Annotated in this window: 16 protein-coding genes; 13 read left to right on the top strand and 3 right to left on the bottom strand. The window is 67.3% G+C overall.

What is annotated here, in order from left to right:
* Positions 1-107: 107 nt before the first annotated feature.
* The 6 genes from G5S35_RS11745 (at position 108) to G5S35_RS11720 (ending at position 5,018) form a co-directional block, all read left to right on the top strand.
* Entirely contained in the window at positions 108-359 is a 252-nt protein-coding gene (locus tag G5S35_RS11745) for a hypothetical protein (RefSeq protein WP_074986741.1), read from the top strand.
* Positions 360-571: 212 nt separating this feature from the next.
* Entirely contained in the window at positions 572-2,044 is a 1,473-nt protein-coding gene (locus G5S35_RS11740) for a xylulokinase (protein ID WP_183038318.1), read from the top strand.
* A 22-nt stretch (positions 2,045-2,066) separates the two neighbouring features.
* On the top strand, positions 2,067-2,912 hold the full coding sequence (gene fghA / locus G5S35_RS11735) for an S-formylglutathione hydrolase (protein WP_183038317.1): 846 nt from the start codon (positions 2,067-2,069) through the stop codon (positions 2,910-2,912).
* 178 nt (positions 2,913-3,090) lie between these two features.
* Entirely contained in the window at positions 3,091-3,474 is a 384-nt protein-coding gene (locus G5S35_RS11730) for a hypothetical protein (protein ID WP_065059278.1), read from the top strand.
* A gap of 79 nt (positions 3,475-3,553) precedes the next feature.
* Complete coding sequence (locus G5S35_RS11725) at positions 3,554-4,012, top strand: PIN domain-containing protein (RefSeq protein WP_065059277.1); 459 nt, start codon at positions 3,554-3,556, stop codon at positions 4,010-4,012.
* Between the two features lie 4 nt (positions 4,013-4,016).
* A complete protein-coding gene (locus G5S35_RS11720) occupies positions 4,017-5,018 on the top strand; it encodes a CBASS cGAMP-activated phospholipase (protein ID WP_065059276.1) in 1,002 nt (333 codons plus the stop codon).
* Positions 5,019-5,117: 99 nt separating this feature from the next.
* Here G5S35_RS11720 and G5S35_RS11715 read toward each other — a convergent pair whose 3' ends face one another.
* Genes G5S35_RS11715 through G5S35_RS11705 form a run of 3 tightly spaced genes read right to left on the bottom strand, consistent with a single transcriptional unit; the run spans position 5,118 to position 7,803 of the window.
* The gene (locus G5S35_RS11715) at positions 5,118-5,906 is read right to left on the bottom strand and encodes a metal ABC transporter permease (RefSeq protein WP_065059275.1); all 789 of its coding nucleotides are present in this window, start codon (positions 5,904-5,906) and stop codon (positions 5,118-5,120) included.
* Entirely contained in the window at positions 5,899-6,846 is a 948-nt protein-coding gene (locus G5S35_RS11710; protein ID WP_110328860.1) for an ABC transporter ATP-binding protein, read from the bottom strand. Before G5S35_RS11710 ends, G5S35_RS11715 begins: the two co-directional genes overlap by 8 nt.
* Before the next feature lie 27 nt (positions 6,847-6,873).
* On the bottom strand, positions 6,874-7,803 hold the full coding sequence (locus G5S35_RS11705) for a metal ABC transporter solute-binding protein (RefSeq protein WP_183038316.1): 930 nt from the start codon (positions 7,801-7,803) through the stop codon (positions 6,874-6,876).
* 326 nt (positions 7,804-8,129) lie between these two features.
* On the opposite strand from G5S35_RS11705, the gene G5S35_RS11700 reads away from it, so the two are divergent.
* The 7 genes from G5S35_RS11700 (at position 8,130) to G5S35_RS11670 (ending at position 15,059) form a co-directional block, all read left to right on the top strand.
* On the top strand, positions 8,130-8,933 hold the full coding sequence (locus tag G5S35_RS11700; protein WP_074986737.1) for an L-iditol 2-dehydrogenase: 804 nt from the start codon (positions 8,130-8,132) through the stop codon (positions 8,931-8,933).
* A 112-nt stretch (positions 8,934-9,045) separates the two neighbouring features.
* On the top strand, positions 9,046-10,368 hold the full coding sequence (locus G5S35_RS11695; RefSeq protein WP_065059273.1) for an ABC transporter substrate-binding protein: 1,323 nt from the start codon (positions 9,046-9,048) through the stop codon (positions 10,366-10,368).
* 103 nt (positions 10,369-10,471) lie between these two features.
* A complete protein-coding gene (locus G5S35_RS11690) occupies positions 10,472-11,419 on the top strand; it encodes a carbohydrate ABC transporter permease (protein WP_065059272.1) in 948 nt (315 codons plus the stop codon).
* Positions 11,416-12,294, top strand: a complete 879-nt coding sequence (locus G5S35_RS11685; RefSeq protein ID WP_065059271.1) for a carbohydrate ABC transporter permease — start codon at positions 11,416-11,418, stop codon at positions 12,292-12,294. Before G5S35_RS11690 ends, G5S35_RS11685 begins: the two co-directional genes overlap by 4 nt.
* Before the next feature lie 22 nt (positions 12,295-12,316).
* Positions 12,317-13,024: an HAD family hydrolase gene (locus G5S35_RS11680; RefSeq protein ID WP_065059270.1), complete on the top strand. Its 708-nt coding sequence runs from the start codon at positions 12,317-12,319 to the stop codon at positions 13,022-13,024.
* Positions 13,025-13,112: 88 nt separating this feature from the next.
* Positions 13,113-14,222: an ABC transporter ATP-binding protein gene (locus tag G5S35_RS11675; protein WP_074986735.1), complete on the top strand. Its 1,110-nt coding sequence runs from the start codon at positions 13,113-13,115 to the stop codon at positions 14,220-14,222.
* Positions 14,223-14,405: 183 nt separating this feature from the next.
* Positions 14,406-15,059, top strand: a complete 654-nt coding sequence (locus G5S35_RS11670; protein WP_074986734.1) for a hypothetical protein — start codon at positions 14,406-14,408, stop codon at positions 15,057-15,059.
* Positions 15,060-15,077 lie beyond the last annotated feature (18 nt).

Raw genomic sequence — 15,077 nt, 5'->3', positions numbered from 1 at the left:
GCAAAAAATATGCAACAAGACCGCTGGGGACTATTCCGTGCTTTCCGGGGGCGATATGCGCGCGGGCCGCGCGGCGCGCGCCACGAGGGCGCGATCGTGCGCGGCGCATGAACGCGATGGCGCGCGCGGCGAGGCCGGGGCGCGTCGCGTCGAGGTGGCCGCGACGCGCGCATGCGCCGTTCGTCCCATGTTTCAGGCGGTTTGCGGCGTTCGGCGGCGCGCGCGCAGTGACGGCGTGCGTCGCGCCGGACGCGTTCGACGCAGCGAAAAGCGACGCTGTCGCGGCGCGGCTGACGCCGGCCGGATGCGCGCACGCATGGCGGCGTGGTTATGATCTCTATTTCGCTTTCCGCATGTGAGCCGTTTTGCATTGCGCGCGGTGCGGGTGGGTTTACCCGCGAGCGCGGGCATTTTGCGGGTTTCGCGTGATTTCACGGCATGCTCGTCACGTGCTCGCCGCCTGACCCTCGCGCCGGTATCATGAGCCGTTACACCAGCCGCCATTCGGCCCGTTTCGTTTCGCCGTCTGCGGTTCGCGGCCAGCCCTTCCTCTTCTTTCCAGACGCTTCGCATGCACGCATCGTCCGCGCGTTTTCTCGGCATCGACCTCGGCACCGGTTCCCTCAAAGTCGCGATCGTCGATGACGAAGGCGCGGAGCGCTGCGTGGCGAGCATCGCCTATGCGCTCGAAACGCCGCAGCCCGGCTGGGCCGAAATCGACGTGCGGCGCTGGTGGGACGCGCTCGTGCAGGCCTGCGCGAAGCTGCCCGAAGCGGAGCGCGCGGCGGTGCGGGCGATCGGTTTTTCCGGGCAGATGCACGGCGTCGTGCTCACCGATGCGCGCGGTCAGGCGCTGCGTCCCGCGATGCTGTGGCCCGACACGCGCGCGCACGATCTGCTCGACGCCTGGCCCGACAGCGACGCGCATCCGCAGCCCAATCCCGTCGCGCCCGGCATGGCGGGCCCGCTGCTGCGCTGGACGATGCAGCACGAGCGCGTCGTCGCCGACGCCGCGCGCTGGGCGCTGCAACCGAAGGACTGGCTGCGCGCGGCGCTCGCAGGCGGCGCGCCGGAGGCCTTCGTCGCCGATCCGTCCGATGCCTGCGCGACCGCGCTTGCCGCACCCGACGGCCAGTGGGATCGCGCGTTGATCGAGCGTCTCGGTTTGCCGTCGCACTGGTTCGCGCCGCTGGCGGCGTCGGGCGCGGCGAGCGGCACGCTCAGCGCCGACGCGGCGCGCGCGCTCGGCCTGCCGGTGGGCATCGTGCTCGCGACCGGCGCGGGCGACACACCGTGCGCGGCGCTCGGCAGCGGTCTGCACGAGGACGGCGACGCGCTCGTCACCACCGGCACGGGCGGCCAGATTCTCGTGACGGCGCGCAGCGAGCCGCCTGCGCGGCGCGGCATTCATCGCTATCGTTCGGCGTCGGGCGGCTGGTATGCGATGGCCGCGATGCAGAACGTGGGGGTGGCGCTCGAAGCGGCGCGTGGCTGGCTGGTCTACGATTGGCGCGCCGCGTATGACGAGGCGTTTGCCGCGCCCGCGTCGTCCACGCTCGCGTTCCTGCCGTATCTGAGCGGAGAGCGTTCGCCGTGGCTCGATCCGTCGGCGCGCGGCGGCTGGCTCGGCGCGGGACTCGGCGATACGCGCGGCACGCTCATGCGCGCGGCGTTCGAGGGCGTGGCGTTTGCGTTGCGCGCGGGGCTCGACGCCTTGCGCGAAGCGCAGGTCCAGCCCGCGCCGCTCGCCTCGCTCAAACTCGCGGGCGGCGGTTCCGTCGATCCGCGCTGGCGGCAACTGCTCGCCGACGCGCTCGGCGCCGAACTGCACGCCATCGACTGTCCGAACGCGGCCACGCGCGGCGCGGCGCTGCTCGGCGGCGTCGCGTGCGGACACTGGCGCATGGACGAACTCGCGGCGCTCGCGCCCGCATCGGCGCGCGTCGCGCAGCCGCGCGAGGACGCCGCGCTTGCGCAGCGCTACGCGCGCTTTATCGATTTATATGGCCGGGTGCGAAGCTGGTTCGCACCGGCCAGTTCCTGACTGAGAGCGGAGGAAAAACGGGATGCTGATCCTGATTGAAGAACACGCCTGCTACGGCGGCGTGCAACGCATCTACAAGCACGAGTCGGAAACCATCGGCCTGCCGATGCGCTTTTCGGTCTATCTGCCGCCGCAGGCGCGCAACGCGAAGGTGCCCGCGCTCTTTTATCTCGCAGGCCTGACCTGCACCGAGGAAACATTCCCGATCAAGGCGGGCGCGCAGCGCTTCGCCGCGCAGCACGGCATCGCGCTGATTGCGCCCGACACCAGCCCGCGCGGCGCGAACGTGCCCGGCGAAGCCGATGCGTGGGACTTCGGCGTGGGCGCGGGTTTCTACGTCGACGCCACGCGCGAGCCGTGGTCGACGCACTGGCGCATGTATTCGTACGTGCGCGACGAGCTGCGCGCGGCGGTCACCGAACATCTGCCGATCGACGGCGAACGCCTCGGCATCTTCGGCCACTCGATGGGCGGTCACGGCGCGCTGACGCTCGCGCTGCGCAATCCGGATATCTATCGCTCGGTGTCGGCGTTCGCGCCGATCGCCGCGCCCACGCGCTGCCCGTGGGGCGAGAAAGCCTTCAGCGGCTATCTCGGCGACGACCGCGAAGCGTGGAAGCAGTACGACGCGAGCGAACTCGTGGCGAAGGCCGCGCACCAGTTCGAGGCGGGCATTCTGGTCGATCAGGGTCTCGCCGACGCGTTCCTCGCGAACCAGTTGAACCCGGACGTGTTCGAGGCCGCCTGCGCGGCGGCGGGCCAGCCGCTCACGCTGCGCCGTCACGAAGACTACGATCACGGTTACTTCTTCATCCAGAGCTTCATCGAGGACCATCTCGCGCATCACGCGAGCGTGCTGCTGAAGTAAGGCGTACGGATCGAGATCGCGCAAAAGCGCAAGGGCCGTCACGCAACGCGTCGCGGCCTTTTTTTGCGTCCGGCTTCTGAGGATTCGACCCCGTTGCAAAACTTGGAAATCTGGTCAGGTTGGTACTAGAATCTGGTCAGGTTGAACCTGTTAGTTCTTATTTTTTGGAGCCACGATCATGCGAGCACTGCGAGTCGAACCGGAAGCCGGCAAGGAAACCGTCGAGCGCCGCATGGTCGATTTCCAGGCGGCCGTGAAGGCGATCGCCGCGCGCGTCGGCGCCACCGACATCAACGCGGCCGGCACGCCCATTTCCGCGTTCAAGACCAATTATTCGAGCGTGCTCAAGCGCGTGAAGTCGGGCTCGGTGGAGATCGTCAACCAGGGCCAGGAGCCGTTCATCATCCTCGGTCTCGATCAGGCGGTCGCGCTGATGTCCAACACGGTCAGCGACCGCACCGTGGCGGAAGTGTTCGCCGGGCTGCCCTCGGTGCCGGCCACGGGCAAGCTGCCGCGCGACGTGTCGATCGACGCCGAAGATCACTACCGCGTGCCGCGTTGAGCGGCCGCGGTTTCGCGCCGCACGCACCTCATTACAACAACCGATCGACATTCGGGGCATTACGAGACAAAGGCCGTCCATGCCGAGATTCCTGTTGGGCACGAATACGCTCATCGACATGTGTATCGAAGACACCGCGTCGCGCAAATGGATGGAAAGCGGCGTGAAGGCGCGCGACATCAACCTCAGCGTGATCAGCGTGGCCGCCGCGCGCCAGGTGATCGCGCAGCACAAGACGAGCGAGCCGCGCCGCGCCGCCTTCAGGAAGGCGCTCGAAGCGCGGCTGGCGGCGCTCGTCGACGACGGCTCGGTGCTGCTGCCGTTCGACCAGGCCGAGGCCGCCGAGTGGGAACAGTGGCGCGGCCATCAGCCGCTCGAAATCGAGAAGGGCGGCAAGCGCCATGCGGTCGGTCAGGACACGCGCATGGTGATCGCCACGGCCGTCGCGAACGGCTGCACGCTCGTCGAGCCCGAAGAGGCGTACCACCGCGAACTGCGCAAGCTGCAGGTGAGCGTGGTGTCGCTGCTCGAGGAATAAGCCCTTGGATCCGCTGGACGACCAGTTCCGCGTGCCTGGCGGCCGCCTCACCCCCGCGCCCGCCTGCTGCCGCGTGCTGAGCCTGTCGGGCGGCGGTTTTCGCGGCCTCTACACGGCGCGCCTGCTCGCGCGCATCGAGGAAAGCGGCAAGTTCGGCGACGGTCCGATCGGCGCGCGTTTCGACCTGATCGCGGGCACCTCGGTCGGCGGCATTCTCGCGGCGGGGCTGGCGGCGGGTGTCAGTGCGCGCGAACTGCACGCGATGCTCGCGCAGTGGGGGCCGTCGATTTTTCCAAAGCTCTCGCTGCGCACGCTCCAGAAACTCTTCAGCAAGAAGGTGTACGCGGCCGAGCCGCTCGAACGCGCGATCGTCGCGTGTCTCGACGGCCGCGCGCACACGCCGCTCTCCGAACTCGACAAGCCGCTCATGCTGACGACCGTGAGCTGGTCGCTCGGCGAGATCCGTCTGCTGCGCAGCCGCGGTCTCGCGGGCGACGAAGCGGATGCCTGTTCGCTGCTCGCCGCCGCGCGCGCGACCTCGGCGGCGCCCGCGCATTTCCCCGCCGTGATGCTCGACGACGACTGGCACGTGGACGGCGGCCTCGCAGCCAATTGCCCCGACGCGCACGCGCTCGTCCAGGCCCAGCGGCGCGGCGCGCCGGTGCGCATGCTGAGCGTCGGCACCACGGGCGTGCGCCACAAGAGCGTGCCGAGCCGTCTGCCGCTGCGCGGCTTCGCATGGGCGCAGCCCGCGCTCGATCTGAGCATGGAGGCGCAGGAGCACATGGCGCGCGCCACCTGTGCGCGCGAGCTGCGCGAGCGCTATCTGCATCTGAACAGCGAGGCGGGCGGCGATCAGCAGATCCTGCGCGATCTCGACGTCGCCACGCCCGATGCCAGCGCGGCGCTCACGCGGCTCGCCGATCAGCGTTTCGAGGCGCTGCTCGCGGACGCCGAGGAGTCGCGGCGGCTGCGTTTCATCATGGGCGACGGCGAGGCCGTGTAGCGGCATCAGCTACGCCTGGCGTGCCACCGAAGGCGATAAAAAAGGCGTTGTCCCTCGCGGGTACAACGCCTTTTTTCGTTGGAGTGCGCGCGGCGCCGCTTACGACTGCCGCTTGCCGATCAGGCTCGCGCCATAGACGAGCGCGGCGAGCGCGGTGATCCAGAAGCTCGTCGGCCAGTCGGTGTAATAGGCGAGCGCGACGCCGATCCACGCCTGCGCGAGCGCGAGCAGCGCGGCGAGCACGAGGCCCGCCGAGAGCCGCGTCGTGAGGTTCTGCGCGGCGGCGGCGGGGCCGACCATCAGCGTGAACACCAGCAGCACGCCGACGATCTGCGTGCACGCAGCCACGGCGAGCGCGGCGATGCCGAGAAACAGCATCGACACGAGACGCAGCGACACGCCTTTCGCTTCCGCAAGCTCCGGCTGCAGCGAGGCGAACAGCAGCGGACGCATGATGGCCGCGAGCGCCCCGAGGCTCGCCACCGCGAGCGCCGCGAGCACGCCGAGCGTGTCGCGGTTCACGCCGAGCACGTTGCCGAACAGCAGCGCCGTGACCTGCGTGGCGTAGGACGTGAAGAAGTGCAGGAACAGCAGGCCGAAGCCGAGCGCGAGCGAGAGAATCACGCCGATCGCCACGTCGCGGCCCGCGAGTTTTTCGCCGAGCGCGCCCATCGAGACGCCCGCCGCGAGCGTGAAGCCCACCATGCCCCACATCGGTGAGACGCCCAGCAGGACGGCGCCGGTCGCGCCCGTGAAGCCGACGTGCGAGAGCGCGTGGCCCGCGAAGGTTTGTCCGCGCATCACCAGAAAATAGCCGACGATGCCCGCAAGCACGGCGACGATGCCCGACGCCGCGAAGGCGTTCACCATGAAATCGTATTCAAGCATCGTGCGAGTGGCCGTGTGCGTCGTTGTTGTTGTGGGCGTGTGCGTGGCCGTGCGCGCCGTGCGAATGGCCGTGGTCGTGGCCATGATCGTGCTCGTGTTCGTGGTCGTGTTTTTCGACTTCCACGTCGCCGGACATCACGAAAATGCGGCCCTTCATGCGCATCACCTCGATCGGCGAGCCGTAGAGGCGCGAGAGCACGGGCGCGGTGATCACTTCGTCCACGCTGCCGAGCGCCGCCACGCCGTTGCCCAGATACAGCACGCGGTCGAGCGCGTTGAGGAGCGGATTGAGTTCGTGCGCCGAGAACAGTACGGCGATGCCCAGTTCGCGCTGCACGCGCCGCACGAGTTCGACCACGCCGCGCTGATGGTGCGGGTCGAGGCTGATGAGCGGCTCGTCGAGCAGCAGCAGTTTCGGGTCGCCGAGCAGGCATTGCGCGAGCAGCAGGCGCTGGCGCTCGCCGCCCGAGAGTTCGGAAAGCGGCCGGTCGGCGAGCTTCGTCGCGCCCACGAGGTCGAGCACGCGGGCGACGTCGGCGCGCGTGGCGGCGTCGGCGCGCGGCAGGCCCCAGCGGTGCCCGTCGGCGGCCATCGCCACGAAGTCGCGGCCGCGCACGCGGCGGCTCGCGAGCGCCGTGCGCGTCTGCGGCATGTAGCCGATCTTCGGATTGCCGCGCGCGACCGGTTCGCCGAGCACGCGGATCGCGCCGCGCGAGGCGGGCACGAGGCCGAGGATCGCGCGCATCAGCGTGGTCTTGCCCGCGCCGTTCGGTCCGAGCACGCCGATGAATTCGCCCTGGTTCACGGCGAAGTTGGCGTCGCGCAGGATCGTGCGTTCGCCGAGCGTGAGCGTCACGCCCGCGAGCGTGAGCACCGGCTGCGGCGCGCGGTGGTGATGCACGTCCTGTGCGTGTTGCGGAGAGGGCGCGGCCTCTGTCATTGCTTCTGTTCCCTGAGTACTTCGTGTTTAGTGCTGCGCGAGCGCCTTGCCGAGCGCGTCGAGCTGCGTCAGCATCCACTGCTGGAAATTCACGCCCGCGGGCTGCGTCTCGGTCACGCTCACCGTCGGCACCTTCGATTGCTGCGCGAGGCCGAGCATGCGCCGCGTGAGCGCTTCGGTCGCCTGGCTGTTGTAGATCAGCACGTGCACGCGGCGCTCGCGCAGATCGCGCTCGAAAGCGGCGATGTCCGACGCGCTCGCCTCGGTGTCGTTCATCGCGGCGAGCTGGAAGCGCAGATTACGCATGTCGAGACCGATCGCATCCGACATATAGCCGAACACCGGCTCGGTGGCCGTCACCGGCACGCCCTTGTACTGCGCGCGCAGCGCGGCGACCTTCGCGTCGATCGGCTTGAGCGAGCCGAGGAACGTGGCCAGGTTCGCATCGTACACGCTCTTGTGCGCGGGGTCCGCCGCGCCGAGCGCCGCGCTCACCGCGCGCGCCACGGCGGGCATCGTTTGCGGGTCGTACCAGAGGTGCGGATTGTCGCCCGCCTTCTTGCCGACGAGGTCCGCCGCGACGATGGTCGCGCGCTGGCCGCCCTGGGTCGCGCCGAGCAGCTTGCTCATCCACGGGTCGTAGTCGGCGCCGTTGTAGACCACCACGCGCGCGTGCTGGAGCGCGCGCGCCGTCTTCGGGCTCGCTTCGAACAGGTGCGGGTCCTGATCCGGATTGCTCAGGATGCTCGTCACGCTCACGTTCGCGCCGCCGATCTGCTTGACGACGTCGCCATAGAAGTTCTCCGCCGCCACCACGGGGATGGCGGTGTCGGCCTGCGCCGCGCGCGCCGGGCCGAGCAGGCCCGCGACGGCGGCGAGGGTGGTGAACGTCAGCGTGGCGGCGGCCTGCGCGAGGCGGCTGCGCGTGCGCAGCTTCGCGCCGGAAATTGCGAGCATGGTTCTATCCTTGGACGAGAGGCGAGGCCGATTAAAGACGGAAAGCACGACCGGAAGGGCCAAATGGTGAAAATCCGTGAAGGCGAGATGATATAACGTATCACGCGGGATGGCGAGTCAGCCGGACGGCCGATGCCGCAGAGTCGGGTTCGCGGCGCGCCGGCTTGCGCGGCGCACCATCGAAATCCGACGGCCAAGCGTTTGTCCGCCTTGACATGTCCGCGTCCGTATCCGATCATTCGACCACTAATAGAGCAAATGTTCATGTGTCGGGCGAGTGTTCATCAGCGCGCGCCGGCGGCACGGACGAACTCGGAGACAACCCTGTGGCACATTCCGCAAACCCGGCGGCTGGACGTTTGCAGGACAAGGTGGCGGTGCTGACCGGCGCGGCGAGCGGTATCGGCGAAGCGGTCGCGCAGCGCTATCTGGACGAAGGCGCGCGCTGCGTGCTGGTCGACGTGAAGCCCGCCGACGCCATCGCCGTCGAACTGGCCGCCGCGCATCCCGAACGCGTGCTCACGCTGAGCGCGGACGTCACGCGCCGCGAGGACATCGAGCGCATCGTGCTCACGGCGGTCGAGCGCTTCGGCCGCATCGACATTCTTTTCAATAACGCGGCGCTGTTCGACATGCGCCCGCTGCTCGACGAATCCTGGGACGTCTACGACCGGCTCTTCGCGGTGAACGTGAAGGGCATGTTCTTTCTGATGCAGGCCGTCGCGCGCCGCATGGTCGAACAGGGGCAGGGCGGCAAGATCATCAATATGTCGTCGCAGGCCGGGCGCCGCGGCGAAGCGCTGGTTTCGCACTACTGCGCGACCAAGGCGGCGGTGCTGAGCTATACGCAGTCGGCGGCGCTCGCGCTCGCACCGCACCGGATCAACGTGAACGGCATCGCGCCGGGCGTGGTGGATACGCCGATGTGGGAGCAGGTGGACGCGCTGTTCGCGCGCTACGAGCATCGGCCGCTGGGCGAGAAGAAGCGGCTCGTGGGCGAGGCGGTGCCGCTCGGCCGCATGGGCCTGCCTGGCGACCTCACGGGCGCGGCGCTCTTTCTCGCGTCCGCCGACGCCGATTACATCACCGCGCAGACGCTCAACGTCGACGGCGGCAACTGGATGAGCTGAACCGCCGCGACACGCAGCAACGCAGGACCCGGCAGCACGACGTCACGTCGCATCAAGATTGCAACACGCAACGCACTACGACGCATAACGTAACAAACAAGGAGACAACGTCATGAAACCCGTTTTGAAGACCGTGCTGCGTGCCATGAGCGCGGGTGCAATGATCGCTGCCGCGGGCGCGGCCCACGCGCAGACCGTGACGATCGCGATGTTGAACAACCCGGACATGCTCGAGCTGAAGAAGCTCTCGCCGGCCTTCGAAAAAGCCAATCCGGGCATCAAGCTGAACTGGGTGATCCTCGAGGAAAACGTGCTGCGCCAGCGCGCCACGACCGACATCACGACCAACAGCGGCCAGTTCGACGTGATGATGATCGGCACCTATGAAGCGCCGCAGTGGGGCAAGCGCGGCTGGCTCGCGCCGATGACGAACCTGCCCGCCTCCTACGACATCGACGACGTGGTCAAGACCGCGCGCGACGGCCTTTCGTACAACGGCACGCTGTACGCGCTGCCGTTCTACGTCGAAAGCTCGATGACGTACTACCGCAAGGATCTGTTCGCCGCGAAGGGCCTCAAGATGCCCGATCAGCCGACTTACGACCAGATCAAGGACTTCGCCGACAAGCTCACCGACAAGGCGTCCGGCACCTACGGCATCTGTCTGCGCGGCAAGGCCGGCTGGGGCGAGAACATGGCCTATGTGACGACGGTGGTGAACACCTTCGGCGGCCGCTGGTTCGACGAGAAGTGGCACGCGCAGCTCACCACGCCCGAGTGGAAGAAGGCGGTGGGCTTCTACGTCGACATGCTGAAGAAGGACGGCCCTCCGGGAGCAAGCTCGAACGGCTTCAACGAAAACCTCACGCTGATGTCGTCGGGCAAGTGCGCGATGTGGATCGACGCGACGGTGGCCGCGGGCATTCTGTACAACAAGTCGCAGTCGCAGGTCGCCGACAAGATCGGCTTCGCGGCCGCGCCGACCGCCGTCACGCCGAACGGCGCGCACTGGCTCTGGTCGTGGGCGCTGGCGGTGCCGAAGTCGTCGAAGTCGCAGGACTCGGCGCGCAAGTTCATCGAATGGGCGACCTCGAAGCAATACGTCGAGCTCGTGGCGAAGGACGAGGGCTGGGCGTCGGTGCCGTCGGGTACGCGCATCTCGACCTATCAGCGTCCGGAGTACAAGCAGGCCGCGCCGTTCTCGGAGTTCGTGCTGAAGGCGATCCAGACCGCCGATCCGAATCACCCGACCTTGAAGCCGGTGCCGTACACGGGTGTGCAGTTCGTCGGGATTCCTGAGTTCCAGTCGTTCGGCACCGTGGTCGGTCAGAGCATCTCCGGCGCCGTCGCCGGTCAGATGAGCGTCGATCAGGCGCTCAGCGCGGGCAACGCCGCCGCCGATCGCGCCGTGGCGCAGGCCGGGTATCAGAAGTAACGCCGCGCAGTAACGCCGCGAGGCGCGCCCACGACGGGCCGCCTCGCGCTGCAGATGTGGTGCCGTGCCCCCGCGCGGCGCGCTACAGAGAAGGGTGGTCCTCATGCGTCATCTCCATCTCCACATGCCTCTATTCAATCGAACGCGCGCACCCAAACCGAACGTGCAACAGGTGGAACAGCGCCGCTCGGCGTCGCGCTGGCTGGTCTCGCCTTCGGTCGCCGTCCTGCTGCTCTGGATGACGATTCCGCTCGCGATGACGATCTGGTATTCGTTCACGCGCTACAACCTGCTGAATCCCGACCTCAAGGGTTTCGCCGGCCTCGACAACTACAAGTTTCTCGCCACCGATCCGGCGTTCATCCCGTCGATCGTCCACACGATCGTGCTGATCGTCTCGGTGCTCGCGATTACCGTGATCGGCGGCGTGCTGATGGCGGTGCTGTTCGACCGCAAGTTCATCGGCCAGGGCATCGCGCGCCTGTTTGCCATCGCGCCGTTCTTCGTGATGCCGACGGTGAGCGCGCTGATCTGGAAGAACATGATCCTGCATCCGGTCTACGGCCTCGTGGCCGTGGCGATGCGCGCGGTCGGCCTCACGCCGATCGACTGGTTCGCGGTGTATCCGCTGTTCGCGGTCATCATGATCGTGGCGTGGCAATGGCTGCCGTTCGCGTTCCTGATTCTCTTCACGGCGATCCAGTCGCTCGACCAGGAACAGAAGGAAGCCGCGAAGATCGACGGCGCGGGCGCGATCTCGATGTTCTTCTACATCACGCTGCCGCATCTGCGACGCGCGATCGCCGTGGTGGTGATGATGGAAACCATCTTCCTGCTGTCGATCTTCGCCGAGATCTACACGACCACGGGCGGCGGTCCCGGCAACGCGACCACCAATCTCACGTACCTGATCTACTCGATGGGCCTGCAGCAGTTCGACGTGGGCATCGCCTCGGCGGGCGGCATTCTGGCCGTCGTGCTCGCGAACATCGTGTCGTTCTTCCTCGTGCGCATGCTCGCCCGCAACCTCAAAGGGGAGTACGAAAAATGAGCCAGGTTACCGCTACGCCCGCCAGCGCGCCCAATTCGCCGCACGCGGTCAATCGCGCCTCGCCGCTGCAATTGCTCGGCCGCGTGGTGCCGGGGCTGCTCGCGTGGGTTATCGCGCTCGCGCTGTTCTTCCCGATCTTCTGGATGACGATCACCGCGTTCAAGACCGAGCAGCAGGCTTACGTTCCGTCGCTGTTCTTCATGCCGACGCTCGACAGCTTCCGCGAGGTGTTCGCGCGCAGCAACTACTTTGCGTTCGCATGGAATTCGGTGCTGATCTCGGCGGGCGTGACGATCGTCTGCCTGATTCTCGCCGTGCCCGCCGCCTACGCGATGGCGTTCTTCCCGAATCACCGCACGCAGAAAATCCTGCTGTGGATGCTCTCGACCAAGATGATGCCGTCGGTCGGCGTGCTGGTGCCGATCTATCTGCTTTGGAAGAACACCGGCCTGCTCGACAGCGTGAGCGGACTCGTGATCGTCTACACGCTGATCAATCTGCCGATCGCGGTGTGGATGTCGTACACCTACTTCAACGAGATTCCGCGCGACATTCTCGAAGCCGGACGCATGGACGGCGCGGCCACGTGGCAGGAAATCGTCTATCTGCTGATGCCGATGTCGGTGCCCGGCCTCGCATCCACCGCGCTGCTGCTGATCATTCTGTCGTGGAACGAAGCCTTCTGGAGCATCAACCTGTCGAGTTCGAACGCGGCGCCGCTCACGGTGTTCATCGCGTCGTATTCGAGTCCGGAAGGGCTGTTCTGGGCCAAGCTCTCGGCGGCTTCGCTGCTGGCGGTCGCGCCGGTGCTGATCGTCGGCTGGCTCTCGCAGAAGCAACTGGTGCGCGGCCTCACGTTCGGCGCGGTCAAATAATCGAAACCGAACCGCAAACGTCATGACGAACCCGCAAAACACGATGACGATCCAGGCGCTCATCTGCGACTGTGACGGCGTGCTGATCGACAGCGAAGCCGTGGCCGCGCGCGTGCTGGTGCGCGAACTCGAAGCGCGCTGGCCCGGCACGAACGTCGCGCCCGTGCTGATGCCGCTGCTCGGCCAGCGCATCGAGCGCGTGCTGGCGGGCGCCGGCGAAGCGCTCGCGCGCACGCTGAGCGGCGCCGATGTCGATGCGATCCGCGCGGTGGCCGAAACCGAAGCCGCCGACGCGCCGCTCTTTCCGGGCGTGGCGGCGGCGCTCGACGCCATCGAACTGCCCAAGGGCTGCGCGAGCAACAGCTACACGGCGGTGGTGCGCCGCGTGCTCGAACGCAACGGCCTCGCGCGCTTTTTCGGCGAGCGGCTCTATTGCGCCGATACGGTCGCGAAACCGAAGCCCGCGCCCGACGTGTACCTCGCGGCGGCGCGCGGCATGAACGTCGCGTCGGCGGCGTGCCTCGTGATCGAGGACAGCGTGGCGGGCGTGAGCGCGGCGCGCGCGGCGGGCATGACCGTGCTCGGCTTCGTGGGCGGCGCGCACGTGGGCGGCGAGGCGCACGCGCTGGCGTTGCGCGAAGTCGGCGCACGGGAGATTTTCGATGACATGCGCGCGTTGCCCGCGCTCGTGGCGGACTGGATCCAGAAGGCGGAAGCGGGCGCGCAGTGAGCGTGCGCGTGTTCCGGCAAACGAATCAAGAGTGCAATCGCGGCGGGTGCGATGAAGCCCCGGCCGCCGCAACGAATGGAGACACATCATGGCAAGCGTGATCCTGAGAAACGTGCTCAAGCGCTACGACGAAACCGAAGTGCTGCGCGACGTGAACCTCGATATCGGTGATGGCGAGTTCGTCGTGTTCGTCGGCCCGAGCGGCTGCGGCAAGACCACGCTGATGCGGATGATCGCCGGTCTCGAAGACATCAGTGGCGGCGACCTGACGATCGACGGCACGCGCATGAACGACGTGCCGCCCGCCAAGCGCGGCATCGCGATGGTGTTCCAGTCGTATGCGCTTTATCCGCACATGACGCTGTACGACAACATGGCGTTCGGCCTCAAGCTCGCGGGCGCGAAGAAGCCCGAGATCGACGCGGCCGTGAAGAACGCCGCGAAGATCCTGCACATCGACCATCTGCTCGATCGCAAGCCCAAGCAGCTTTCGGGCGGTCAGCGTCAGCGCGTGGCGATCGGGCGCGCGATCACGCGCAAGCCCAAGGTGTTTCTGTTCGACGAACCGCTCTCGAACCTCGACGCCGCGCTGCGCGTGAAGATGCGCCTCGAATTCGCGCGCCTGCACGACGAACTGAAGACCACGATGATCTACGTGACGCACGATCAGGTCGAGGCGATGACGCTCGCGGACAAGATCGTCGTGCTCTCGGCGGGCAACGTCGAGCAGGTCGGCACGCCGAACCGGCTCTATCACGCGCCGGCGAACCGCTTCGTCGCGGGTTTCATCGGCTCGCCGAAGATGAACTTTCTCGAAGGCACGATCGCGCAGGTCGCGAGCGACGGCATCGTCGTGCGTTACGACAGCGGCGAAACGCAGAAGGTCGCGGTGGAGCCGCGCGGCGCGCGCGAAGGCGACAAGGTGACCGTGGGCATCCGGCCCGAGCATCTGCACGTGGGCGTGACGGAGGACGGCGTGAGCGCGAAGGCGATGACGGTCGAATCGCTCGGCGACGCGGCCTATCTTTACGCCGAATGCGCGGCCGCGCCCGACGGTTTGATCGCACGCATTCCGCCGCTCGAACGGCACGAGCGTGGCGAAGCGCTGAAAGTGGGCGCGCCCGCCGATCATTGCCATCTGTTCGATGCGAACGGTCAGGCGTTCGAGCGGCGTTTCGCGCAGGAACTGGCCGCCTGAGTGTTCGCTTGAATGTAGGTGGAGAAGTTTGTTGTCGTCGTCGTAGTCTGAGGTTGCCTTGCCCCAACGAGGGACGCCCGCTTTCGAGCGGGCTTTTTTTGCCCACGTTTTTTGCACGCATGCAGGCGAACAAACGAAATCGGGCGCTATCATCCTGCGTCCGAACCCCGACCGCGTGCCATCATGATTCGTAAGATCGTGTCGACTGTGTCGATCGCGAGTGCGCTTGCCGCTTCGCTTTCATTGTCCGCCCTGACCACCCTGAGCGCCCATGCCGCCGACGTGCCCGTCGCGGTGGTGCAGCAGGTCGATTCGCGGCTCGACAGCCAGCACGAGCTGCAGCCGCCGATCATCGACGCAAGCCCGGTCATGCCAGGCGCGTGGGTCTACTTCACGGACAATACCTCGAAGCGCCCCGGCCAGACCGACAGCACACGGCCTTACACGCTCGACGCGCACCTGATCTACCAGGACGCCGATCACGTCTGGCACGACCAGCTGTTCGACCGCTACGAGGAAGACGGCGGCATTCCGCAGATTGCGTCGGTGTTTTTCGCACACGCGGATCACACGGCGCACAGCCGCAGTCTCGTCGTGCTCGTGAAGACGCCGCAGCAGCACGAGGATTACGGCGGCGACGCCTACGACGGCTACGTCTACAAGCTGACCGGCACGGCGGCGCAGGGCGCGGTGTTCGTGGGCTTGCAGAGCGACGCGAGCGCGCCGTTCATCGGGCAGTGCCAATGCGGTTTCCGCGACGGCCGCACGCAACACGCGCGCTATCCGAACGCGACGGCGATCCGCAACGCGCTCGCCGAAACCTTCCCGGAGAAGTAAGCGCTAAAACACGCGCTA

The sequence above is a fragment of the Paraburkholderia tropica genome, assembly GCF_014171495.1.
In the GTDB taxonomy this organism is placed as follows: Bacteria; Pseudomonadota; Gammaproteobacteria; order Burkholderiales; family Burkholderiaceae; genus Paraburkholderia; species Paraburkholderia tropica.
This window is presented reverse-complemented; position numbering and strand designations above follow the sequence as displayed.